Origin of the sequence: Humisphaera borealis, assembly GCF_015169395.1 — a bacterium.
GTDB lineage: Bacteria > Planctomycetota > Phycisphaerae > Tepidisphaerales > Tepidisphaeraceae > Humisphaera > Humisphaera borealis.
Genome location: NZ_CP063458.1, coordinates 4369026 through 4392080 on the forward strand (window position 1 = coordinate 4369026; position 23055 = coordinate 4392080).

The 23055-nt window shown below is 63.3% G+C and carries 18 protein-coding genes; 5 read left to right on the forward strand and 13 right to left on the reverse strand.

The features are described from left to right. Window positions 1-25 precede the first annotated feature (25 nt). Window positions 26-1015 (reverse strand): sigma-70 family RNA polymerase sigma factor, encoded by a 990-nt coding sequence (locus tag IPV69_RS16250; RefSeq protein WP_206290739.1) that lies wholly within the window; start codon window positions 1013-1015, stop codon window positions 26-28. Between the two features lie 374 nt (window positions 1016-1389). Between IPV69_RS16250 and nadD the strand changes: the two genes are divergently transcribed. Next, window positions 1390-2004, forward strand: coding sequence for a nicotinate (nicotinamide) nucleotide adenylyltransferase (gene nadD / locus IPV69_RS16255; protein WP_206290740.1), 615 nt, complete (start codon window positions 1390-1392; stop codon window positions 2002-2004). A 27-nt stretch (window positions 2005-2031) separates the two neighbouring features. Here nadD and IPV69_RS16260 read toward each other — a convergent pair whose 3' ends face one another. The 4 genes from IPV69_RS16260 to IPV69_RS16275 all read right to left on the reverse strand — a co-directional run bounded on the left by IPV69_RS16260 (window position 2032) and on the right by IPV69_RS16275 (window position 5104). Further along, window positions 2032-3222: a flagellar hook-basal body protein gene (locus IPV69_RS16260; protein WP_206290741.1), complete on the reverse strand. Its 1191-nt coding sequence runs from the start codon at window positions 3220-3222 to the stop codon at window positions 2032-2034. A 137-nt stretch (window positions 3223-3359) separates the two neighbouring features. Further along, complete coding sequence (locus tag IPV69_RS16265; RefSeq protein WP_206290742.1) at window positions 3360-3806, reverse strand: PilZ domain-containing protein; 447 nt, start codon at window positions 3804-3806, stop codon at window positions 3360-3362. A 147-nt stretch (window positions 3807-3953) separates the two neighbouring features. Next, window positions 3954-4166, reverse strand: a complete 213-nt coding sequence (locus IPV69_RS16270; protein WP_206290743.1) for a hypothetical protein — start codon at window positions 4164-4166, stop codon at window positions 3954-3956. A gap of 158 nt (window positions 4167-4324) precedes the next feature. Continuing rightward, entirely contained in the window at window positions 4325-5104 is a 780-nt protein-coding gene (locus IPV69_RS16275) for a 3-keto-disaccharide hydrolase (protein WP_206290744.1), read from the reverse strand. A gap of 346 nt (window positions 5105-5450) precedes the next feature. Between IPV69_RS16275 and IPV69_RS16280 the strand changes: the two genes are divergently transcribed. From IPV69_RS16280 to ribH, 3 genes are all read left to right on the forward strand, one after another. Then, window positions 5451-7232 carry a peptidoglycan D,D-transpeptidase FtsI family protein gene (locus IPV69_RS16280; protein ID WP_206290745.1) on the forward strand — a complete coding sequence of 594 codons (1782 nt, stop codon included), beginning with the start codon at window positions 5451-5453 and terminating at the stop codon, window positions 7230-7232. A 353-nt stretch (window positions 7233-7585) separates the two neighbouring features. After that, on the forward strand, window positions 7586-9586 hold the full coding sequence (locus IPV69_RS16285; RefSeq protein ID WP_206290746.1) for a right-handed parallel beta-helix repeat-containing protein: 2001 nt from the start codon (window positions 7586-7588) through the stop codon (window positions 9584-9586). A 97-nt stretch (window positions 9587-9683) separates the two neighbouring features. Next, entirely contained in the window at window positions 9684-10166 is a 483-nt protein-coding gene (gene ribH / locus IPV69_RS16290) for a 6,7-dimethyl-8-ribityllumazine synthase (protein WP_206290747.1), read from the forward strand. A 38-nt stretch (window positions 10167-10204) separates the two neighbouring features. Here the strand turns inward: ribH and IPV69_RS16295 are convergent, their stop codons facing one another. After that, window positions 10205-10945: a hypothetical protein gene (locus tag IPV69_RS16295; RefSeq protein WP_206290748.1), complete on the reverse strand. Its 741-nt coding sequence runs from the start codon at window positions 10943-10945 to the stop codon at window positions 10205-10207. Between the two features lie 225 nt (window positions 10946-11170). Here IPV69_RS16295 and IPV69_RS16300 point away from each other — a divergent pair, with 225 nt between their 5' ends. Next, window positions 11171-13306 (forward strand): CARDB domain-containing protein, encoded by a 2136-nt coding sequence (locus tag IPV69_RS16300; RefSeq protein WP_206290749.1) that lies wholly within the window; start codon window positions 11171-11173, stop codon window positions 13304-13306. 28 nt (window positions 13307-13334) lie between these two features. Here IPV69_RS16300 and IPV69_RS16305 read toward each other — a convergent pair whose 3' ends face one another. From IPV69_RS16305 to IPV69_RS16335, 7 genes are all read right to left on the reverse strand, one after another. Continuing rightward, window positions 13335-14726: a sulfatase family protein gene (locus IPV69_RS16305; RefSeq protein WP_206290750.1), complete on the reverse strand. Its 1392-nt coding sequence runs from the start codon at window positions 14724-14726 to the stop codon at window positions 13335-13337. Window positions 14727-14834: 108 nt separating this feature from the next. After that, window positions 14835-15968, reverse strand: a complete 1134-nt coding sequence (locus IPV69_RS16310; RefSeq protein ID WP_206290751.1) for a hypothetical protein — start codon at window positions 15966-15968, stop codon at window positions 14835-14837. Window positions 15969-16190: 222 nt separating this feature from the next. Further along, window positions 16191-17603: a cytochrome P450 gene (locus IPV69_RS16315; protein ID WP_206290752.1), complete on the reverse strand. Its 1413-nt coding sequence runs from the start codon at window positions 17601-17603 to the stop codon at window positions 16191-16193. 53 nt (window positions 17604-17656) lie between these two features. Beyond that, window positions 17657-18742: a carbonic anhydrase gene (locus tag IPV69_RS16320; protein ID WP_206290753.1), complete on the reverse strand. Its 1086-nt coding sequence runs from the start codon at window positions 18740-18742 to the stop codon at window positions 17657-17659. Window positions 18743-18859: 117 nt separating this feature from the next. Continuing rightward, complete coding sequence (locus IPV69_RS16325) at window positions 18860-20140, reverse strand: MORN repeat-containing protein (protein WP_206290754.1); 1281 nt, start codon at window positions 20138-20140, stop codon at window positions 18860-18862. A 384-nt stretch (window positions 20141-20524) separates the two neighbouring features. Continuing rightward, entirely contained in the window at window positions 20525-22030 is a 1506-nt protein-coding gene (gene ahcY / locus IPV69_RS16330) for an adenosylhomocysteinase (RefSeq protein WP_206290755.1), read from the reverse strand. 45 nt (window positions 22031-22075) lie between these two features. Then, window positions 22076-23032, reverse strand: coding sequence for a metalloregulator ArsR/SmtB family transcription factor (locus IPV69_RS16335; protein ID WP_206290756.1), 957 nt, complete (start codon window positions 23030-23032; stop codon window positions 22076-22078). Window positions 23033-23055: the final 23 nt, after the last annotated feature.

A 23055-nucleotide genomic window follows, 5' to 3' on the forward strand; every position in this document is an offset into this window, starting at 1 on the left:
TTGGTACTTTGTTGTCAGCTGACGGTTAGAAGGTGCCGGGCAGTACGAAACCCGCCGGCACCGGCCGACCTTCGGCTTCCAGTTCCGATTCGGTCTTGGTCTTCACGCGGAGCACGCCGTCTTCCATCACATGGCGGATTTTGGCCAGCGCCTTGTTCTGGATCTGACGGACGCGTTCCTTGGTCACACCGATGATCCTGCCGACTTCTTCAAGTGTCAGGGGATGTTCATCTTCCTGCTGCCAGTTGAAGCGACGCTTGATCACGGTGTTCTCGACCTCGGTCAGGTCGGCGAGGTTGCGATCGACGATCTGCTTGAGTTCGTCAATGCAATCTTCCTCGACGATGTCGCGCTTGCGGTCGGACCAGTCAGACTTCTCCATGTCCGGCTCGAACTCCACCGGGAAGCGCGTCTTGTGCCGGTTGGCCTTGAGAGCCGTCCGGCTGAACGCCTTCAGGATGGCGCGGCAGGCGTAGGTGCTGAACTTGAAGCCGCGTTCGACATTGAACTTGTCGACCGCGCGGATCAGCGCCATGTTGCCTTCCGACACGATCTCAGCAAAGTCGATATCGCCGAGACGCGTCCGCTTGGCCATCGCCAGCACCAGCGCGAGGTTGGTGCGGGTGAGGTACTCGCGGAAGTGCTCGAACCGGCGATGCCAGTCGACGAACTTCAGCGCCAGTTCCTTGGTCAGGCCCTCGCGGGCGATCTTCTTCTGCAGCGCGGTCAGCTTCCGCTTGCTGTAGTTGAAGCGCATGAACATGAGCCGCTCTTCGTCGGCCTTCATCAGCTGCGGCGCACCCGTGGTCGAGGCGTCAAGCGCTTCGTCCCGGGTCGGCTGATACCAGGCCACCTTGGGCAGTACAGGCTCTGCGTCCTCGAACAGCGTCTTTTCGATGCCGGGCTGGCGGAAAATCTCGCTGTCCATGAACGCGTAGGTCTGAGCGATCAGCGCTTCAGCCTGGGCTCGCAATGCCTTGGGGATGGGCGCTGTTCGGACGGTCTTGCTAGTCATTGTTGAGGCCATATCCGCCCTCTCTTGTTCTTCTGTCAGATTAGACGTCACCAAGGCGGCGTCTCTCACACCCTGCCCGACTGGCAGGTACTGGGAGTCGATTTCGGCGGTCTCGTCTCCTACGGTATTATCAGTCTCGAAGGTTTCGTATTTCATGATTCGCTCCCTGCTCCGCAACAGCGGAGCGATTCAAACCATATGAACACAGCCACTTACGTCAGTATTCTGAAGACTACTGAAAGTTCCAAATCACTGTGGACACCTTTTATACGACAGAATCAAACAGATGTTTGAATGGCTTGCCAAACATGCGTTTGAAAAGTGATCGGCAATTCAGATGCCGCAAGGGGTGATAAAATAGGGCTCATCGTCTAATGGAAGCATCTTCGGACCGAATCCTCTGCTACGGCGGCAGCTTTAACCCCATTCATAATGGTCACTTACTGTGCGCGCAGGCGGTCGCCGAAGCCGCAGGATTCTCTCGCGTACTGCTCATCCCCAGTGGTCAACCCCCACACCGAGCCCGGCAGAACGACATGGCAACCGCCCGGGACCGCCTGACAATGTGTCAATTGGCAGTTCGGAACTCCGCACTTTTTGACGTAAGTGACATCGAACTTCGTTTGGACGGTCCGAGCTACACTGTTCAAACCGCAAGAGCTCTAAAGCAGCAGAGGCTGTCGATTGTCAATTGGTTGATTGGAAGCGACACAGTGCCGCGGTTAGCAACCTGGTACGACTTTCCGCGTCTGATGGAGGAAATCCAATTTGTCGTTGTGGCCAGACCGGGGGCGGAAATGATGTGGGACAACCTTGATGTCGCACTGCAGCCCCTGCGTCAAAATGTCGTTCGAGCGCCCCTTGTCGAAATCAGCGCCAGCGATGTGCGTGATCGTGTCCGACACGGTCGGTCAATTGACTACCACGTGCCTGCGGCAGTCGCGTCGTATATCGCCGAACGCGGCTTGTACCGCGAGCCTTCGGTGTGAGTGTCGGTGGAGTTCGCTTGGTCAGGGTCAGCGCTGCTCGAGCTTGGTGGAGCCGTCGAGCGCGCCCACGATGCTCGCACGCCAGTTCTGAAGGAACTTCAGACGCATCCGTTCCTTGATCAAATCGAGGTTGCTCCGCTCAAGCTGCCCCTGGGCGATCCGCCCGACAGCCCGGGTTCCCGGCGTCTGCTCGGTCGCCGGACCTGACGCTTCCGTTTCGGCATACAGTCCCCCACCGAGCGGGCGAAGCGCCGTGGGGTCGGCGAACACCGCCAGGCGAATGTGGCCAAGATCTTTGGGCTGATCGCTGCCGGCGATACCCACCTGCATCCGCCCGTCCTGCGTAATCGTGACTTGTGTGACGCCAGGCGGGAACTTCATCGCAGGCATGAGAGAGAAGCCGTCGATGTCTCCGACCACGATATCGCCGGTAGCGTTCATGAACAGTGCGCCGTTCCGCGTGTAGGCGACGGCGCCTTCCGGTTTCTGCTTGGTGTAGAAGCGAACGGGGAGGAAGCCTTCGCCTTGGATCGCGATATCCAGCGCGCGGTCGGTCACCTGCAGTTCGCCGGCCGAGACATCCAGCTGCGAAGCGGCGTCGCGACCGTCGCCGATCGCGGTGCGGGTTACCTTGAAGCCCGGCACGTCGGCATGACGAAGATTATCGACGATCGCCCGCGTGCCGGCGTCGATGGCGGCCAGGGTATCGGTCAGGGGTGCAACGGCGCGGTCGGCTTCCCCGAGCACGCCTGCGCCGCCGCGACGATACGACGGCATCGGGCCGGGGGTTGTCGCTTCAACGATCAGATCATTGATCGCCTGGGGGCTGGCCCGCTGCTTCTCAAGGTTCGTGGCGTATTGACCGTCTTCCGGGCCGATGACCGGTCGCTTGGCCGACGGTCGCGACGGCAACGGCCGGGTCGGATCGTCGAAGATCGCCGTCTCGGGCTGGCGATTCAGCGGGGCGGCCATCGTCGGGTCCGCGACGCCGGTTCCGGGCTGGGCGTAGCCACGCTGGCCGGTTGTCTTGGACTGTCCGTAGCGCTCGGGCGGCGCCATCGTCGCCGGGGCGGCGGTCGCCGACGCTGCCGGCGCGCGACTGCACCCGGTGAACGCAAGGACGCCTGCGACGGCGGCACCGGCGATCAGCACCTGGCGGGCAGCGGCAACAACAAGTGAAAAAGTCGACCCCGTTCGGGAATGAAAGACCAGCGTCATAAGGCGTCCCTTCCATGGGAGTTTGACGGCACCCGCGTACGGGCCAGGCGCGGCCGTCATCCTGACGGCCTCTGCACAAAGTTCTAGGGATTATGCAATTTTTACTAAAGAATTGGAAGGGCGCGCGATGTTCTCCATCACGCGGCCTGGCGCGACAACTCATTGCCTACAAACTCTGCCCCCACGTCGAACGTCTGGCTGTCCTCATGATGGCGGCAGGAGACGATCCGCATGCGGCTCGACCACTTCATCGGTCCCAGTTCCAGCGTGATGCGATACTTTTCCCCGATCGCCAGTGGCTTGCGGGTGTGAAAGCCAACGCCGTTCATGGAGATGTTGCTGACAAAGCCGGCGGAGGTCAGCGATCCCATCTGCACGGCGGTGTCCGGACGGATCGACGCCTTGGCGACCAGCGTCTGGCGGGGCGCGCGGCGTCGCTCGATGGCTGGTTTGCTGCCGGCGGTGGACATCACGATCCGGGGTACGACCGCAGAGCCCACCGGCGTGGAGTCGGCGACCGGGTCGGTATCCTGTTTCTCGGCCGGACGGTTAAACGGAAAGTCGGGCGGGAAATCGAGTGCCATAGGCAAGGTATCGGGCCGCCCCGATCACGACCTTAGCCGCGCGCGACTCCCGGTAAAACCGGCCTCGGCGCGACTATGAGGAAGGCCTGCCCTGGTACCGGCAGTGCCGCGTTGGCACGAATCGATGTCTGTTAAGCGAGGCGCGTCCTAGGCGGCGGCGGACGAACGACCGGTCAGCCGCTTCCGAACGATCCGAACGTAGTTCAGAAAAGCCCGCCCGCAGTCCACCAGGTCCTGTCGTGTCCACGTCTGTTGTCCGACGGGTTGGCCGTTGCGGACGATGCCGAATTGCCCGTTGTTCCAAGCGACGATGTAGGCAACATCGCCGGCGGCAAACTCCGCTGCACAGAGATGAGACATGATGGCGACTGAATCCATGACGGAAAGCCGATGGATGCAAATCGCTTGCCAGGCCGAATTTCTCGCTGGTGCCGGAACCGCGACTGAACGCAGGCACGAAGGTTGAATCCAACCTTCGTGCCTGCGTGCCTCAGCGTCGCCGTGTCTGCTCGTCGAACTTACTTCGCCACTTCCCGAATCTTGATGTTTCGGAACGCGACTTCGTTGCCATGGTCCTGAAGGCAGATGTGGCCCTTTTTGGACTTGCCGAAAGCTTCCCATTTCGCAAACTTGCTTTTAGCGAGCCGGGCGTTCCAGTCTTCGCTGCCGACTTCGAACTCGACGTACTTCACGCCGTTCATATGGACGGTGCCCTTGCCACCGGCCAGCTTGAACCGAAGTTCGTTCCACTCGCCGACGGGCTTGGTGGCATCGAGGGGCTTGCCGGTCTTGAGGTCGATCGGCGGCTGGTAAAGCTGGTAAAGCCAGCCGGCCTTCTGGGGGTCGTGACCGTCAACGTTGTCCTGGATCTGGATTTCCGGGCCGCTGTCGTAGGGGGGCTTCTTGGGCTGTTCGATCACACCGAACATCAGGCCCGAGTTGCCGCCCTTGGTGATCTTGTACTCGAGTACCAGTTCGTAGTTCTGGTACTGGTCCTTAGTGATGATATCGCCGCCGCCCTTGCCGGTGAGCACCAGCTCCCCGTCCTTTACGACCCACTTGTCGCTGACGGGGCCGGTCGGCTTGTTGTAGTTGCGGAAGTGTTCGATCGACTTACCGTCGAACAACAGCTTCCAACCTTCGGACTTGTCCTTATCGGACAAGGTGTTCGCCGCCGAGGCGTGCCCATGAGCCGCGGCGGGCTTCTCGTCGGCGGCGCGGGTGTAGGAACCGTTCGACAACACAAGGCCGGCCAGGGCCAGCGCCGCGGCGCCGGCGATCAACTTCTTCTGAAGCATTTCTCGTTTCCTCGTAAGGGGTTGGGGGAACAACAGGGCAGCTATCAATACCCGCGTCGGTCTGAAACGTGAAGAGAAAACGGCTCTGTGCCGCTCGGTGCCTGCATCGATAGGCCAATGAGACGAACGCCAAGCCGCCAAGCCGCCAAGACTCCAAGAACAGAGAGAAGATCATCAAGATGACTTGGCGATTTGGCGTCTTGGCGTTCATCTCGTTTTTCGGACCGGTCTGGCTTTTCGTCCTCTCGCTTTGAGACGACGCCGTCTATTCATGTCGAGTTGCCGCTTCTGCCGATCCTTATCGGACGTCTGTCACTGCGCCGTTTCCGAACCACGAACGTACCCCATGACCCGTTTCAGCTTTCCCCGAGCCGCGTTCGTCTTCATCCTTCTCGGCGCGATGTTCGCGCTGCTGATTGCCCGCGTGACCTGGCTCCAGACCACTGGCCGGGAACAGACGCTGCGGCAGGCCGATCGCCAGCAACACCGCCGCGAACCTCTCCCGGCGCGCCGGGGTAGCATCTACGACCGCAATGGCGTCGAGATGGCCGGCACCGTCCAGACGCAGGCGGTCTTCGTCGATCCGAAGTTCATGCTGCAGGTCGCCCATGAAGACCCCAAGGGACTGATCACCTTCGACGCCAACATCGCCAGGCTCTCCAGCCTGCTGGGCGTCAACGCGTTCGACGTGAATGAGATGATCTCGATGCGGTTTAACGACCGCTTCGTCAAGATCGCCGAGAACGTGGACGAAGCGACCAGCGAGCGCGTCCGCCGACTGAACATCTCCGGCGTCGGTACCACGCCCAGCGACGTTCGCTTCTACCCCATGGGGTCGGTCGCGGCGCATATCCTCGGCGGGGCGGGCCACGACGGCAGGGGACTCGAAGGCGTTGAGCTGAAGTTCGAGAAGTTGCTCGCCGGCAAGGACGGCTCGATCCGCAGCCGCAAGGACGCCCAGCACCGCCCGATCAATGTCGCCGAGGACGACTACGTCCCCCCGACCCACGGCCAGCACCTGATGCTGACGATTGACGCCAACATCCAGCTCATCGTCGAGCAGGAACTGTCGGCGACGTGCCGGCAATACAAGGCCGCCCGCGGCGAGTGCGTGATCCTCGACCCGCGCACGGGCGAAGTGCTGGCGCTGGCGAACTGGCCGGCGTATCACCCGCAAAACCTGGTCGACACACTCAAGACCCCGGAAATCCGTCGAAACAACGCGCTGGTCGCCCCCTACGAACCGGGATCGACGATCAAGCCATTCATCGCCGGCCCGGCGCTCAAGTGGAAGATCACCAGGGTTGACGAGGTCTGGGCGATTCCCGGCATCAAGTACAAGACGCCCTACGGCCGCACGATCACCGACGTTCACGGCTACGGCCCGCTGACCACCTGGGACGGACTGGTCAAGTCGAGCAACATCCTCATGTCGATGCTCGGCGAACGCATGGGCAACAAGAAGCTCCATACCGCGCTGACGAGCTTTGGCTTCGGACAGACGACGGGCATCGAGCTGCCCGGCGAAGACCCCGGCCGTGTCAACCCGCTGGGCAAGTGGACCAAGTACAGCACCGAATCGGTCTCGCAGGGTTACGAACTGATGGTGACGCCAGTACAACTGGCCCGCGGCTTTGCCGCCTATGCCAACGGCGGGCGGCTGGTGAAGCCGACGATCATCCGCGGCACGCTCAACCCCGCGGGGCAGATCGTGTCGCGGCAGGAACTGCAGTCGCTGGCGATGATGCCCGAGGTGATCGATCCGATGACGTCGCTGGATGTGAAGCGCATCCTGAGCGATGTGCTGGTCCGCGGCACGGGGTCGAAAGCCCGCAGCCCGATCTGGAACGTCTTCGGCAAGACCGGCACGGCCCACGTGAGCCAGGGCAAAAAGGGCTACTCCGACAGCAAGTACACCAGCAGCTTCCTGTGCGCCGCGCCGGTGGAGAACCCGCAACTTGTGGTGGCTTTCATCGTCCACGAACCGGACAAGAGCCTGGCCCACTACGGCGGCACGGTCTCGGCGCCGGGCGCGGTGAAGATGGTGGAGCGCATCCTGGCGTATCAGCAGATTCCCCCAGCCCCGAACTGCAGCCGCCACCGGCGAACCTGCAGCCCAAGCTCGTGAACTTTGACGCCAGGGTGTACCACCAGCGCGACAAGGTGATCGCGGCGAACGACATGCACGACTGAGTGATCGATTCCCTCCCCCATTCGGCGGATCCCCGGCGAGATTTTGCTTGACAGAATGCGCGCGCCGGAGACCATTGGTTTGGTATTAGTACGGTGTCTGGTGTATCTGGTGTCGAGCGTTGAACATCACGAGAAGACGCGCTCCGCTTCGCGTCGCGGCTAACCATGTCGGGTTGTGTTGATCGCGCACGGTTAGCCGCGACGCGTAGCGGAGCGCGTCTTCGGCCCGCGCACGCGTCCTCCACACCGTAAGCGTCTTCCACTCCTGAGAGACAGATCGGAGTTCCTATGCCCACCACCACCACGGACATCGATCCGTTGCTTTCTCCGTTGTACCTCGCGTTTCCACTCGCCGAATCGCAAATCAAAGCCCTGGCGGCCGAGATCCTTCGGCTCTATCCGCCGGTGCCTACCATCGAGCGGATCGCGATCGTGGACCCCGCGACACAGAAGGAAATCCGCGTGCTCGACGGAGATACATCGATCCGCCAGCGCGAACTTCCCGCCGGCGCGACGATCGCCGCCGTCGTCTCGGCACCCTGCACGCTGGTGTTCGAGTTCGACGGCAAGGTCGTCCGGCAGGAGAGCAATCCGCCTTACAGCATCGGCGGCGACGGCATTGGCGGCCGGCTGAACCGATGGGACGGCCTGTCGCCCGGAGAGCACACGCTGCGCGTGACGCCGTTCGACAAGCCGGGCGGCAGGGGCGGAACAGCCGTCGTGATAAGCCTGGTGATCGTCGCAGAACCCACCATTCCACCCGACAGTGGCTCGCCGCCGGTGGTTGTTACGCCTGATGATCTCGGGTTTACGGTCTTCCCGCTTGCCGACGGCGCAAAGCAGTTCTACATCCGCGCCGACGGCGACGACGGCAACACCGGCGACGCGCCGAACCGCCCGCTCCGCAGCATTGCCCGGGCGATGTCGCTCCTGCGCGATGACAAAGGCGATCGCATCCTGCTGTTTGCCGGTCATCGCTTCGAATCGCCCATCGGCGCCTGGCGCGCCAGTGGCATTCCCGGAAAACCGGCGGGCGTGTTCGCGTACGACGACGGCTCGGCCGAGAGCGCCGGCAGGCGGCCGATCATCGCCTGCCGCAATGCCAACGCGATCGATATCAGCACGCCCGGCGTACACGACGTTGCGTTTGTCGGCCTGCACCTTACCGCCGTCGACCGCGACCCGGCCGATGCCGGCTTTCGCGTTTCCTCCGCGTCGAGCTACGGCATTCAGGCGGTATTCCCTACCCAGTCGATCAGGATCGAAGACTGCCGCATCGACCACTTCGAATACAACGTCAGCTTCGTTTGCGCCGGCGACAAGGGGCAGCACCAGAGCGTTACGATCCGTCGATGCCTGCTGCTGGACGCATGGGGCAGGCCCTCAGAGTTGTTCCGTGGGCATGGCCTCTACATGGTGCGGTGCAAAGGCGTTCGCATTACCGAGTGCGTGCTCGATCACAACGGTTGGATCGACAACGCGCCCGGCGTCAAATCCGTCCGCAACATCTATCGCCACGGCGCCTATCTGAACGATGCGGGCATGGAAGACATCGTCTTCGAAGGCAACCTGGCGTCGCGCAACGCCAACTACGGCATGCAATCCCGCGCCGGTGGGTTCGTTCGGCAGAATGTGTTTTTCGACAACGCGACCTGCGTCGGCGTGGGCGGCGAAACCGCCGAGGTGACGGACAATCTCTTTGTCGGCGGGCACGACACGGACTTGTACGGCCAGGGCATTGCGGCCGAGATCTTTGCCCGCCGGGCCGTGATGAGAGGCAACGTGATCCTCGATTTCGAAGGGCGAAGCCATCCCTACCCCGCGTCGCGCATCCACATCAGCCGCCGGCCCTGGACGCCGGGTGGCGATCGCGCCATTCGCATCGAGCGCAACGTCATGCGCGGCAGCGAAGGACCGGGGCTTTGCATCGATGACGCACTGGCCGAGCTCACACTCGGCGACAATGACTTCCTCGGCGTGAAGAGGCAGGTCATCGCATTTGAGAAGCCTGTCGGAAAAATGTTCTCTTCGGGCAATGCCTACGGCGGCGTAACTGCCACGCATTTCACGCACTACGCTGCGAAGAATCAAAAGCTGACGCTGCAGGATTGGTCGACGATAACCGGCGACCTTTCGCGGCAAGCGACGTTGCGGGCAGGCGGCGAAAGCTGGCGCTTCGACGTGGCGTTCATCGCCCGAAGCCGGGATCGACGCCGGGGCCACTGGGCGAGCGAGCTTGACCCGGCGACGATTGCATTGGCATTGCGTACTGCGTACGCGCGGAAATGAGCGGGTCGTCAATTCAATGCGGCAGTTTTGGGTGCCGCAGGCAGACGAGTACATCAGCCCATGGCACGCAGCCCGGACTATTCACTAAGATGGTTCCATGAGCACAGCCGTCCCCGAACCGATCACCGCAAGTTTGCCTAGTGACGTCCGCGTAGCCGTTGTTGCTGCGCGCTTTAATGCGCACATCACCGATGAACTGCTGGGCGGCTGCGTGTCGCGACTGCAGGAGCTCGGGCTGGACAAGGAGCGGATCGAGGTCTACCGCGTTCCGGGTGCTTTTGAGCTTCCGGTGACGGCCAAGGCACTGGCGTCAACCCATCGCGTGGCGGCGGTCGTGTGCATTGGGGCGGTGGTGCGGGGCGATACGCCTCACTTCGATTACGTCGCCGGTGAAACCGCGCGCGGATGCCAGCAGGTGGCCATCAATGAAGGAATTCCGGTGATCTTCGGTGTGCTCACCACCAACACCGAGCAGCAGGCGTTCGATCGCACGGGGGGCAGTCACGGCCACGCCGGCCGCTTCGCCGCCGAGGCTGCCGTCGAGATGATCTGCGTGCTCGCTGCAGCGAAGCGGAGGTAGTGAGTATCGCCGGCCAGGCGAAACCGCGAGTTAACCGATCAGCACTGCTGCGTGTTCCACGTCCGCCGGACGGCCACGATGATCGCCATCGCCATCAGGACGCCCAGGCCGCTGTAGGCGGCGGGGGGGAGCGGGATGGCCGTCGGAGGGACCTGTCCGCTGCCGCCGCCGATCGTGGGCTGGAAGGCTCCTTCTATGGTGGTGCTGCCGATGACGGCTTTCGTTGCGTTCAGGGTCAGCAGTTCGTCGCCGGCATGGAAAACGGCCGAACCGCTTTCGCTGTAGCTGGTTGCGTCGGTCTGAACCAGAAGGGCTGGTGGACCGCCGAGTCCGGGGGTATCGCTGAAGAGAACGATCTGTGCCCCATCAACGGACCGCGACGCCTTGATCGCCTCTTCATAGTCCAGCATTCCGCTGACGGTGGTGGCGAAGCCGGCAAACGAAAGGACGGTCAGTTCCGATTGCTCGGTGGCACCGCTGACGAAGTTGTTTGAGTCGAGGTCGACATCGTAAAAGAACGCCAGCTTCCCGCCGACGTTGTAGACCGCGCTGTGAAGTGTGCCGTTGAGCTTGCCATCGAAACCGAAGACCGGATCGGCTCCGTAATCGATGACGAAAGGCGAAGACTTCTCGGCGAGCTTGATGCCCACCGGGCCGCCGAAATCGCCGGAGCTGAGGCTCACGGTCTCGCCGGGCGAGATCAGGCCGGCCGCGGCGGGGGACGCGAGAATCAGCGAGCAGACGATGGCAGACAGTGTGGCGTGAAATGCGCGTGACATGGAAACCGAATCCTTTCGCCCGAATGCCGCTGGAAGTGACGTCGGCCCTACTAGATCGGTGCGTTTTCCTGCTCGCCTCTACAAAAGGTCTTTATCGGACGCGCGACCAGCCCGTCCGATGCCGAGAGGCGCCGACGGCGGACCCCATGAATCGCACGATTCCACCTTTCCCCGTGCAACGCGGTCCTGAAACAAGTCGATACAGGGAGGATGCGGAGTTCTCATTTGGCATCGGTCGAGTCTCTCGAATCGCGGCGGCTGTTTGCCGCCAACCCCGCAGTCTTGGCGACGTTCGTGAATCCCGCCAACGGACACACCTATAAACTGCTGGACGCCGCCACCTGGGACGAAGCACAGGACAAGGCAGTAGCGCTCGGCGGAAACCTGGTCACCGTCAATGATGCCGCCGAACACAACTATGTGTGGGGCACGTTCTCCGGCACGGCGTCGCTGTTCTGGATTGGATACAACGACGCGGATCGTGACGGCGTCTACCGTTGGGTGAGCGGTGAGCCGGCGACCTATACCAACTGGCATGCCGGCGAACCCAACAGCTTATGGGACCCCGGCGAGGTGTGGGGCACGATGTGGTCCGACTACGGTGGGGAGTGGAACGACCTGGGTGTTGAATCATTCCAGGGGAGTGTGCACAAGTCCGTGGTGGAGATCGCCACGGGTGCGGACTTGTTTGCGTCGCTGTCAACCGCACCTCCCGCCGCCGAGCCCGGCGCCTCTTTCGCCGTCACCGCGACGGTCAGAAACGGTGGCTCGTCCACCGTCACGACGCCGGTCGCTGTGCAGTTCTACCTCTCGAGCGACGCAACCTTCGATGACGGTGTAGACATCCTGGTTGGTTCGGCGGTAACCGATGGCAGTGCCCTGGCGTTCAACGGTTCTGCGTCGGCGGGCACCTCGGCAACGGTCCCGCAGACCGCCGCCCCCGGGCGCTACTATCTGATTGGTGTAGTAGATCCGGCTAATCTGGTCGCCGAGGGGGATGAGGCGAACAACGTCGTCGCCGGCGGCATCATCGATGTCGGCGCGACCAGGACACCGGTCCTCCGTAATCTGGTCGGTTACGTGCGCGACGGCGTCGGCGGCGCACTAAACGGGGTACGCGTCGACTACGACGGCAAAACCGTCTTCACCGATTACGACAAGGGACGCCGACTCGACAGCGAAATCAACGGCGACTTCATCGTGTTCAAAGCGGTCGTGGGATACAATGTCAGCTTCAACGGCGCTTTCAGTCATTTCCGTCCCACCGACGTTACCGAGAAGCCGCTGGTTCTGACCGCGAAAGATCTCGCCGGCAATACCTACACAAATACGATCGGCGTCGGGAATGTCATCGCGTTCGATCCTGCGCAGGTCGATGGGGCGGTCGGCCCTTTCATCGCGACACGGGTTCTGTTTCTTGGCGACTACACGCTAACCGACAGTGCCGGGGCGATCCTGTTGCACAAGGACCTTCGCAACGACAGGAATTCCATCCACCCGACCTACAAGTCGCCGCCGCAGCTCGCTGCCGGCCGCCGCTTCAAAGACACGGTCGAGACGGCCCTGGAGAAGTTGTCGGCGCTCGGATACTGCGAGCCCGACGGCAGCCCCCTGGTCGCGGTGACCGCACTGACAAAGGGTTCGTCGGCGGTGTCGGCGGTCCAGCTCTTCAACGACATCGCTACCGGGTATGCCGCGGCAGACCCGACCACCAAGGCAAAGTCTAAAGCCCCGGCCGGCGTGATCGATGAGGCGTTCATCAATCGACTCAATGGCTTGGTGACGACGACACACGGCTGGACGGCCTCACTCCCGTCGGGGTGGACTGCAGCAGCCGGCCTTGCAGACACCTGGGTCAACCGCACTGTCTTCCTGCGCATGACGTCGCTGGCGTCGGCAGTGCCCGGCGTCTCCACCTGGACGCTCTCAAAGGCCAGCCCGGCGACCGGCGGCACCACATCGATCGGATTCCCAGCCGGTGTCGGCCGGGCCGGCGCGGACATTGCGTTCGGATGGATCAACACCAGTGGCGTCAGTATCGCGGGAACGACATTTTGGGAGCCGATCGGTGGCGCAACCCTGGAAACCGTGAAGCGCATCGGCGGGAAGAAGCTGGCGATCCCCGACCCCAGGGAGCTCGGCGTGACCTGGGCGTACCGCGCCGACTACGACGCGGTCGCCACCCAGGCGGCGATCACCGCGCTGCTGGACGGGGGCAATGTGAGGGTGGCGTACAATGACCCTCAGATCCTTACCGCGCTCAACGCCGTCAGCATCAACGGTGCGAAGGTCAAGCTGCTCCGTGCGGATCTGACACCTGCTGCGGGATACGACACGCAGGTGGGCGCGCGTGTGAAATAGCGTCCCGACTGGCGTCTGGCCAACTCGCTCAAATCTTCCCCGGCTCCCGCACGCCGCCGCCCGCCTGCTTCGTCCGCGACTCGCCCAAATCTTCGCGAATGGTCTGGGCGAACTTCTGTAGCTTCGCGACGACGTCGGGGTTCGCAGATGCGACGTTCTTCTCTTCGCCGATGTCTGCTTCCAGGTCGAACAACTCGTCGCCGATCTGCAGATTCGCGTACTTTCCCGGCTTGCCGCTTCCGCCGGGCGGAGCGGGTTTGGGGTACGCGTGGGCAAAGTGCAGCTTCCACTTGCCGCTGCGGATGGCGTGCAGTTCGCGACCCCAGTAGATCGCATAGAACTCGTGCGGCGATTTGGCTGTAGCGGGCTGTGTCATCAGTGGCCAGATGTCCAGGCCGTCGATCTTTTTGTCCGATCCGGCCGCGCCGATGAGCCTGGCCATCGTCGGCAGCACGTCGATGGTGGCGGCGACTTCCTTGCAGACCGAGCCGGGTGCGATCTTGCCGGGCCAGCGGGCCAGGAACGGCACGCGCACGCCGCCATCGAATGCCGTTGCCTTGCCTTCGCGCAGTGGCAGGGCCGAGCCGGCGTGGTCGCCGTAGAGCAGCCAGGGCCCGTTGTCGCTGCTGAACATGACGAGCGTCTTCTCGTCGATGCCGGCTTTCTTGATCGCCTCAAGCACCGAGCCGACGCTGTGGTCGATCTCGGCGATGACATCGGCGTGTAGCCCCTTGCCGGTCTTGCCTTCGAAAGCCTTGGAAACGCCCAGCGGCACGTGCGGCAACGGGTGGGGGATGTAGACGAAGAACGGTTTGTCCTTGCTGCGCTCGATGAACTTGACGGCCCGATCGGTGATCGCGCCGGTCAGTTCGCCGGGCTCGGGGTTGAGCTTCAGGACCTTGTCGTTCTCCATCAGCGGCAGGTCGGGCCAGGCCTTGGGGCTGGCCGGATGGCGCGGCCACATGTCGTGCGAGTAAGGCACGCCAAACCATTCATCGAAGCCATGATTGATGGGCAGGAACTTCGGCGCGTCGCCAAGGTGCCACTTGCCGTACATCGCGGTGGCGTAGCCCTTGCTCTTAAAGACTTCGGCGAGGGTGCGTTCGTCGGGGTTGATGCCGATCTTGCTCTTCGGCCCGAGTGCGCCGGTGATACCGACGCGAAGGTTGTAGCACCCGGTGATGAGCGCCGCGCGGGACGCGCTGCAGACCGCCTGAGCCACGTAGAAGTCGGTGAACTTGACGCCCTCGGCGGCGAGCCGGTCGATGTTGGGTGTCGGGGCCTTGCCGCCGTAAGGACCGATGTCGGCGTAGCCCATGTCGTCGCAGTAGAATAGTACGACGTTGGGTGTCTCGGCAGCGCTGGCGACGGGCGCGAGCAGCAGCAACGCAAGCGAGATCAGGCGAGCCAAAGCGGGCATCAGGATCCTCCGGGGCAAATGGGGCTAAGACGTAGATCGTAAGACCCGGAGTTTAATTCCCTGATGCCGCGACCGACAGGAAGGGTCGTGCGTCGCCGACAGCTGCCATCATTCCTTCATCGCATCCGGTTCGACGCCCATCTTCCGGCACCAGGCGGCGTACGCCTGCGGGGCGATCTCGCTCGGCTTGATCTCGCTACGGCCGCCCCAGAAGACGTTGGTGTACGTCACCGGAATGCCAATGCTCACCAGGTGTTCGTCGATTGCCTTCTTGTGCGCCAGGACCAAGTCCTTGTCGGTGCCGTGGGCAACACCCATCACGTTGACGTTGCCGAACTCTTCGCCGGCCTCGCGCCAGTAGGCGTGCGTCATGATGTGAAACCGCCCGACTTCGCGGCCGGCTTCCAGTTCACGCCCTACGGGGACGGCCCAGTGGAACAGCGCGTTGTACCGCGTCACCTGCTCGCCGGCCTGGGTCTGCTTGACGTGCTCCAGGAACGTGCTGAACCGCCCGACCACCTTCCGCTCGTTGAGCGACCGGGCGACACGGTTGAACTCTTCCAGGCTGACGCCGGCCTCGGTCGCGCGGGCCTGCCAGAGGTTGGGCTTGATCTCGTCGGCGGCAAACTCGCGCTTCAGCGGTACGAGCACCCGCCAGTCGAGTTCCGACAGCTCGACGATATCCGTATCGGTGACGTCGGCGAGCACGTCTGCCTTGGAGCCGGGCTCCAAGCCGCGGCGGCGGACATGGCCGACGCCCAGTGCGAAGAGGCGCTTGGCGGGGAGGAGCTTGAAGGTCGTCGCGCCGGTCTTCTCGCAAAGCAACTGACAGTGCTTTTCCAGCGAGTAGCCCTGCGGCACCTTCAGTGTCGTCCAGAGGCGGTAACGCGAGGCGGAGATTTTCTGATCGGTCGATCGGATGACGACATGCCCGCTGAACGGGTCTTCCTTGAACATCCAGTCGAACGTCGCGTTGAGCTTTTCTTCTGGGACTACCCATGCCACCAGCGCGCCCCTGGCCAGGTTCGTCGCGAGCATGGTCTGCCGCACCCGGCGAATGGTTCCCGCCCGCAGCATTGCCTGGATGCGCTCGATCACCACCGGCAGTTCGACCCCCGACAGCCGGCTAATCTCACCGAACGGATCGGCCTGAAATCCCTGAATCTTGTCTTCGGAGACGGCCAGGATGGCGGCGTTGACGGGATCCTTGGTATCGACGGGAGTGGCTTCGGTGGTGGTCATGCGGCGGATTCCTACAAGTGACGGCAGGACGAGCGTTTTCTGCCGGGAAGTTCATTCTACGCTGGCGCGGGGATGCTCACCATTGAATTGCCGCGCATCTCCGAATGAGGTGCTGGGTCGCATGGGCAACGCTACGCCGATGCCCATGGTGAACCCTGTTCCGCGTCCGCCACGGGCAAGCGAGTACGCTTGCCCATGCCACCCGAACATCACGAGGCGTCATCAACCCCTACGCCACTTCAGTGTCGCCATCACGCCGTGCCTCGGCCGCAGCGTGATCATCGCCCAGGGCGTAACCGGCGGATCTTCGGTGGGCTCGATTCGCACCTGCTGCGCGATGGTGGCAAGCATGAGCGTGGCTTCCATCATTGCGAACGTCGCGCCGACGCAGAATCGCAATCCACCGCCAAAGGGGAGGTACGCGAACTTGGGCAACGCGTCGCTGCGGCCGTCGATGAAGCGGCCTGGGTCGAAGTCGCTGACGTGGTCCCACAGCTTGGCGTTGCGGTGGGTGACGAATGGGCTGACGAGCACAAACTCCCCGCCGCGAACGGTATAGGGGCCGAAGGTGTCGTCCTTGATCGCGGCCCGGCCGATCATCCAGGCCGGGGGGTAGAGCCGCATCGCCTCCTCGATCGCCGCGCGGGTGTACTTGAGGTTCGGAAGGTCGTCGACGGTGGGTGTGCGGCCGGCAAGGACGCGGTCGAGTTCGGCTTCGAGCGCCTCCCGGGCTGCCGGGTGTTTGGCGACAAGGTACAGCGCCCACGTGAGGGCGATCGCCGTCGTCTCGTGGCCGGCGATCAGGATCGTGACCGCCTCGTCCCGCAGTAGTGTGCGGCTCATGCCTTCGCCGGTCTGTTCGTCGCGGGCCGCCAGCAGCATCGACAACAGGTCGGTCGCGTGTTGGCCTTCGGCCTGCTCCTTGGTGCGGCGATCGATCGTGGAGTAGACGAAGCGGTCGAGCGTGTCGATCGCCCGGCGGAAGCGGATGTGCTTGGGTGTCGGCACCCATTCGGGGAACGACAGCGGGTTGGTGATGATGTCGTTGGTGCGTTCCAGAACTTCTGAAACGGCGGGGGAGAGTTCGTTCAGTTCGTGCTCGGCGGAGGTGCCCAGCAACGTGTGCAGCGCGATACGCAGCGTGACGCGCATCATCTCCTGAAAGACGTCGAGCATCGGAAGGCCTGCTGACGACGAGCGTTGCCGCCAGCCGTCCAGCATTGCGACGGTCGCATCGGTCATGATCGACGCGAAGCCGATGATGCGCTGGCGGTGAAACGCGGGGGTCGCGATCCGGCGTTGGCGCTGCCAGAGTTCCCCTTCGCTGGTCACCAGTCCGTCGCCGAGCACGATGCGGGCCTTGGCGTAGCCGCGGGTTTGCTTGGAATAGTTGGCGGCGTTGTCGACGAAGACACGCTTGATGTGGTCGGGGTTGCGAAGAATGGTCGCCTTGTACGGCCCGAGCTTCATGAAGACGGCGTCGCCGGGGTTTTCTTCGAAAGCGCGAAGCAGCACCTTGAGCGGATCATTCCGCATGTGCCAGGCCACGCCGAGGATCGGCCAGCCTTTGATCAGTGGGGCGCGGGCGGGAGCGGCGGGAGGAATCGGGGCGATCGAGGCGGCGGGCTGGGTCATCGCCCGCATTGTAGGGCGGGTACCGCCCGCCGAAGAAATCGTGACCGGGCGGGCTACGAGCGTCGGCCGTTGATCAGGTGGATGATCGCGTAGGAGACGGCCGCACCGCCACCCAGCAGTCCGCCGAGCGCGACGAAGTTGTGCTCCTTGGCCGATTCTGGCGATGCCGGGCCATCGGCAGGGGCGGGGACGGCGGAATGTGGATCGCCGTGCGGATCCTTTTTCGGTGCGGCATGTTCGTCGGCCGCGCCGTGTCCACCTTTGCCGGCAGTCCCACCGGGTGCGACAACGCCGGCATCCTGTGCGACCGGCTTTTCCGACGGTTCCAGCCAGTCGGCCTCGCCGGTGTGCAGGTTGTAAACGCAGCCGATCGCCTTGAGCTTGCCGCTCTTGAACTTCTCGCGGAGCAGTTCACTACGCGACGACAGGTCGGCGATCGACTGCCGAACGTTCGCCCGGATCGCCTTTTCCACCAGGCGAGGGCCGGTGAGCTGTGGGAACGATTTGCGGGCCTCGTCGGCGGCGGGCGCGATGTTGTCGACGAGTTTTTCGATGTTCGGCGTCACGTGCGCCTTATCCACCACCGCCGTCACCGCACCGCACTTGGCGTGACCCATGACGACGATCAGGTTGATCCCCAGATGTTCGACTGCGTATTCGAGCGAGCCGACTTCATCGACATCGGCGACATTTCCCGCGATGCGCACGACGAAAAGGTCCCCGATGCCGGTGTCGAAGATCAGTTCCGGCGGCACGCGGCTGTCGGCACAGGAGAGAACCCCTGCAAAGGGGTGCTGGCCGTTGGCGAAGGTGTCGCACAGCCGCGACTGGTTCTGATTCGGCCGGGCGGGTGTCCCGGCGACGAACCGGTCGTTTCCGGCCGTCAGCTTTTTGATCGCCTCGTCGGCGGGCATTCCCGTGGCGGGCGCGTGGGCCGCGGCCGCGGGTAGAGTGGCAGACGGGGCGGCGCCGTGGGCATCGACGGCCACACTTGCGGTAGGCGCCGGGGCGGGTGCTCCGTGCGCTGCCGGCGACGGCTCTTTCGCATGTCCGCCGTGCGAATCCGCCAGCGTGACGGCCGCGCCGACGCTCACGAAGGTAACGGCGCCCAGAAGACGAAGAAGTTTTGATCGCTGCATGAAGGGAGGCTCCTGAGCCGCCGGCAGGCGGCCTCACCTCGTCTTCGGTTGCAGGGACCCCTCCCTTGGCTCGCGGCGTTGGTTATCGGGCCCTCGGTATCGTCGATCGGAGCGAAACTACTTTGCCGGCGGGTCAATCACGACCAGTCCCGTCGGCGGAATGATGGTTCCGCCCACCGGCTTCTCCCCGGCGAAGGTCATCATCTTCCGAACCTGCTTCGCCGCGTCGGCAGGTGACATCTCCTGGGTGAAGATCAACTCGAGGTAGGCAAAGTCCACCAGCGCGCTGCCGGCCCAGTCGGCCGCCTGCGAGAAGCCGGAGATGGGAAAGGTTGCTCCCTTTCCCAGACCTTCGTGGATCTTCTTCGGAATGTCGCCGCCGGCGACCAGGCAGGTGCCGAAGTGGAGGAGCTTGATGTTTCCGGCGTCGCGAATGCATTCCGTCAGCACATCTGCACCGATCGGCTTGCTGCCGCCAACGGTCAGGCCCTCGGCGGTTCCGTGCGACGAGAAGTAGAGGACGACCGGCTCGGCAAGGTAAGTGATCTCGCCGCACCAGCGGCGGACGTCGGCCTCGTCGGAGATGCTGCGGTGCCGCACCTGTACCCGGGGTATGCGGGCGAAGTAGGTGCGGAGCATCAGGCCATAGGAGAATTCGTTGTCGCGAAGCTGCGCCTCCCACGGGGCTTCGAGGACGATCAGCCAGATCACGCCGGGCTTGGGGACGATGCGGGTTCCCGTCCAGGGGCCGCCACCTTTCTTGCCGTCTTTGACAGTCGTCCAGGTTCCGGAGAACGACCCGCCCGCCGCCGAGAGTGTGAACTGCCCGTCTCCTTTTTCGCCGTCGGGCTGGTCGTACTTGAAGGTCAGGACGCCTTTCTCGTCGATGTCGCCGGTGATGGTCGACCGCCCGGCAAAGGCGTAGGTGCCGTGGACCTTTCGCCCGTCCTGGTGAAGCCGCATGGACCCAAAGGAGGTGTTCCAGACGCCGGCAAAGGTGGCGCCCGCGGCCGCGACGGCGGGGTCAACGCGCTGCCCTTCCCACTGTCCCCACGGCTGCGTGCCCTTCACACGCCACTTGCCGGTGAAGGTCGCGCCATCCGGCGACAGATCGAACACCCCTTCGCCTTCGGCGACGGCTTCCTTATAGGTGAACGTAAGCGTTCGGCCCTCCACTTTGCCGGTGACGACACCCGTCAATCCGGCCGAGACGTAAGACCCGGTGACATCGGCGCCGGTCTGCGTCAGCGTCATGTCGCCAAACGTCGTCCGCCACGCACCGGTGAAGGTGGGGGCGGGCTGGGTGGCGGGCTGCTGTGCGCTGGCCTGGCCGAGCACAGCAAAGACGATCAGCGCCAATGCCGGGACACGAATCCATGAGGCGAGCGAGCGAGACATGAGAATGCTCCGGTAGCGGTTCGGACGTGTGAATGGCAGTACTCTGAACCGGTTCGATGTCGCGGGAAATCGGAACGCCATGTCATGATAACGTCGTGGGCTTCAATGAGCGCTGCATGCGTCGATCAAAGGCGAATAGACGTCGAGGACTGTCAGGTGCGGCGGGCAACATGAACTCCTCGAGACGGAATTCGCGTACACAAGCTCGTCCCGACTTCGCAATCTTCAAGACAACTTGGATTAGCGCCGCCTATCGGCAGGATATCGCGTCATCCTGTGAATCCGTCAATCGGTTGAAAAGCCGCTCACGCGACCGCAACGAAAACGGGTCCGGACACCCAGCGGTATCCGGACCCGAAACAGCCATAGTTCGGTTTTCAGAAATCAATACCGATAGTGATCCGGCTTGTACGGGCCGTCGAGCGGGACGCCGATGTACTTGGCCTGCTCTTCGGTCAGCTTCGTCAGCTTCACGCCGAGCTTGTCCAGGTGCAGCCGGGCGACCTTTTCGTCCAGCTTCTTCGGAAGCACGTACACCTTCTTCTCGTACTTCTCGTTGTTCAGGGCCAGTTCGATCTGGGCGATCGTCTGGTTGGTGAAGCTCGCGCTCATCACGAAGCTCGGGTGGCCGGTGGCGCAGCCGAGGTTCATCAGGCGGCCTTCGGCGAGGATCAGCACGCTCTTGCCGGTCTCGGTGAAGGTGTACATGTCGTACTGCGGCTTGATGTTCGTCCGCTTGACCTTCCCCTTCTCTTCCAGCTTCTCGACGCCGGCCATGTCGACTTCGTTGTCGAAGTGACCGATGTTCGCCACGATCGCCTTGTCCTTCATCGCCTTCATGTGGTCGGCGGTGATGATCTTATAGTTGCCCGTGGTGGTGATGTAGATGTCGGCGTAGCTCAGGGTGTCTTCCAGCGGAAGGACCTGGTAGCCCTCCATCGCGGCCTGCAGGGCGCAGATGGGGTCGATCTCGGTGACGATAACGCGGGCGCCCTGGCCCTTGAGGCTCTGGCAGCAGCCCTTGCCGACGTCGCCGTAGCCGCAGACGACCGCGACCTTGCCGCTGATCATGACGTCGGTGGCGCGATTCAGGCCGTCGATGAGCGAGTGGCGGCAGCCGTAGAGGTTGTCGAACTTCGACTTCGTGCAGCTGTCGTTGACGTTGATAGCCGGGAACAGCAGGGTGCCGGCCTTCTGCATTTCGTACAGGCGGTGAACGCCGGTGGTGGTTTCTTCCGAAACGCCGCGAACCTTCTTGCCGACTTCGGTCCAGCGCTTGGGGGTTTCCTTCAGCGTCTTGGCCAGCAGGTTCAGGATGACCTTGTATTCCTTGTTGTCGGTGGTGTCGGCTCCCGGAACCTTGCCGGCCGCTTCGAACTCAGTGCCCTTGTGGATGAGCAGGGTGACGTCGCCGCCGTCGTCGACGATCTGGTCCGGACCCTGGCCGTTGCCGAAGTCGAGGGCGCGCTCGGTACACCACCAGTACTCTTCGAGGGTCTCGCCCTTCCAGGCGAAGACCGGGATGCCGCGGGGGTTCGAAACCGTGCCGCCCTTTTCGGGCCGGCCGACGGCGATCGCCGCCGCGGCGTGGTCCTGCGTGCTGAAGATGTTGCACGAGCACCAGCGGACATCGGCGCCCAGGATCTCGAGGGTCTCGATCAGCACGCCGGTCTGAATCGTCATGTGCAGCGATCCGACGATCTTCAGGCCCTTGAGGGGCTTGGACGCGCCGTATTCTTCGCGGCAGGCCATCAGGCCGGGCATTTCCTGCTCGGCGAGCATGAGTTCCTTGCGGCCCCATTCGGCGAGGTTCAGGTCGGCGACCTTGTACTCGAGACTCTTGGGCTGGGAATGGACGGTGGATTTGGGGGCGTCTGCGAGAAGGGTCATGGGGCTCCTAAAAGGTTTTGCGTGATTCGGTCTCGGTTACCAGCGTTAGTTCGGTTTCAGGCCGGTCGCCAGGAAAAGTGCCGGGCCCTTCGCCGACGCTTCGGGCGGCAGGGGCCTGATGTTTGTTTCGTGCAGCTTCGCGTCGTTCATCGCACCGGCGACGAACTCCGGCGACAGCCCGAGGGACAACTGTCCCATCTGCCGGCGAAAGTCATCCCGGTCGTGCGGCAGCAGGTCGACTACGACCAGCTTGCCGCCGGGTTTCAGCACCCGTGCCGCCTCGGCGATCGCCGACTTTGGCTCGGGGACGTACGTCAGTGCCAGCACCAGCAGTGCCGCGTCGCAGCAGGCGTCGTCGATCGGCAGGTTCGCCAGGTCGCCCCGACGTAGATCGACATTCGGCGCGTCGGCCAGCCGCTTTTTCGCGGCTTTCAGCATGTCCGACGAGTTGTCGATGCCGATGATCTTCGCCACGTGTGGCGCCAGGTCGGCGATCAGCGGGCCGGTGCCGCAACCGAGGTCGGCGACGGTCAGATCCTTCGGCAGAAGGGCGAGCAGTGCGGCCGCCGAGAAGTTTCGGCCGTACAGCTCGCCACGCAGCTTGTCCCACTGCCCGGCCGCACCGGCGAAAAACGCCTGCGGGTCGGATTGCCGCTTTCGCAGCGTCTGGTTCAGCCTCAGTTCGTCCTGGGCCGTCGTCGCCCAGCCTTCGGTCTGCTCGCGGGCGATCAGCCAGAGCTTTCGCGGCGTCGGATCGAGCTCGTCGAGGACGGTACGATATAAGTTCGTCGTTCCCTGGCTGCGACTTCGCACCCACTCCTGCTCCGAAAGCACTTTCAGATGTCTGCTGACGGTGGACTGGGGCAACTGGATGATCTCGCACAGCTCGGCGACCGATAACTCGTGCCGTTCGAGCAGGCGGACCAGCCGCAGACGGGTCTCATCGGCCAAGCCGTCCATCCAGGCGAGCAGGGCATCGGGCTTGGGCGTTCTTTTGACCATCCGTTAATCCGGATTCATTGTTG

Excerpts from the sequence above, each read along its gene's own strand:
- IPV69_RS16325 (WP_206290754.1), bottom strand. The coding sequence starts at position 20,140 with ATGTCTCGCTCGCTCGCCTCATGGATTCGTGTCCCGGCATTGGCGCTG.
- IPV69_RS16275 (WP_206290744.1), bottom strand. The coding sequence starts at position 5,104 with ATGCTTCAGAAGAAGTTGATCGCCGGCGCCGCGGCGCTGGCCCTGGCC.
- IPV69_RS16260 (WP_206290741.1), bottom strand. The coding sequence starts at position 3,222 with ATGACGCTGGTCTTTCATTCCCGAACGGGGTCGACTTTTTCACTTGTT.
- IPV69_RS16310 (WP_206290751.1), bottom strand. The coding sequence starts at position 15,968 with ATGACCACCACCGAAGCCACTCCCGTCGATACCAAGGATCCCGTCAAC.
- IPV69_RS16305 (WP_206290750.1), bottom strand. The coding sequence starts at position 14,726 with ATGCCCGCTTTGGCTCGCCTGATCTCGCTTGCGTTGCTGCTGCTCGCG.
- ahcY (WP_206290755.1), bottom strand. The coding sequence starts at position 22,030 with ATGACCCTTCTCGCAGACGCCCCCAAATCCACCGTCCATTCCCAGCCC.
- IPV69_RS16270 (WP_206290743.1), bottom strand. The coding sequence starts at position 4,166 with ATGTCTCATCTCTGTGCAGCGGAGTTTGCCGCCGGCGATGTTGCCTAC.
- IPV69_RS16250 (WP_206290739.1), bottom strand. The coding sequence starts at position 1,015 with ATGACTAGCAAGACCGTCCGAACAGCGCCCATCCCCAAGGCATTGCGA.
- IPV69_RS16320 (WP_206290753.1), bottom strand. The coding sequence starts at position 18,742 with ATGCAGCGATCAAAACTTCTTCGTCTTCTGGGCGCCGTTACCTTCGTG.
- nadD (WP_206290740.1), top strand. The coding sequence starts at position 1,390 with ATGGAAGCATCTTCGGACCGAATCCTCTGCTACGGCGGCAGCTTTAAC.
- IPV69_RS16315 (WP_206290752.1), bottom strand. The coding sequence starts at position 17,603 with ATGACCCAGCCCGCCGCCTCGATCGCCCCGATTCCTCCCGCCGCTCCC.
- IPV69_RS16335 (WP_206290756.1), bottom strand. The coding sequence starts at position 23,032 with ATGGTCAAAAGAACGCCCAAGCCCGATGCCCTGCTCGCCTGGATGGAC.
- IPV69_RS16295 (WP_206290748.1), bottom strand. The coding sequence starts at position 10,945 with ATGTCACGCGCATTTCACGCCACACTGTCTGCCATCGTCTGCTCGCTG.
- ribH (WP_206290747.1), top strand. The coding sequence starts at position 9,684 with ATGAGCACAGCCGTCCCCGAACCGATCACCGCAAGTTTGCCTAGTGAC.
- IPV69_RS16285 (WP_206290746.1), top strand. The coding sequence starts at position 7,586 with ATGCCCACCACCACCACGGACATCGATCCGTTGCTTTCTCCGTTGTAC.
- IPV69_RS16280 (WP_206290745.1), top strand. The coding sequence starts at position 5,451 with ATGACCCGTTTCAGCTTTCCCCGAGCCGCGTTCGTCTTCATCCTTCTC.
- IPV69_RS16265 (WP_206290742.1), bottom strand. The coding sequence starts at position 3,806 with ATGGCACTCGATTTCCCGCCCGACTTTCCGTTTAACCGTCCGGCCGAG.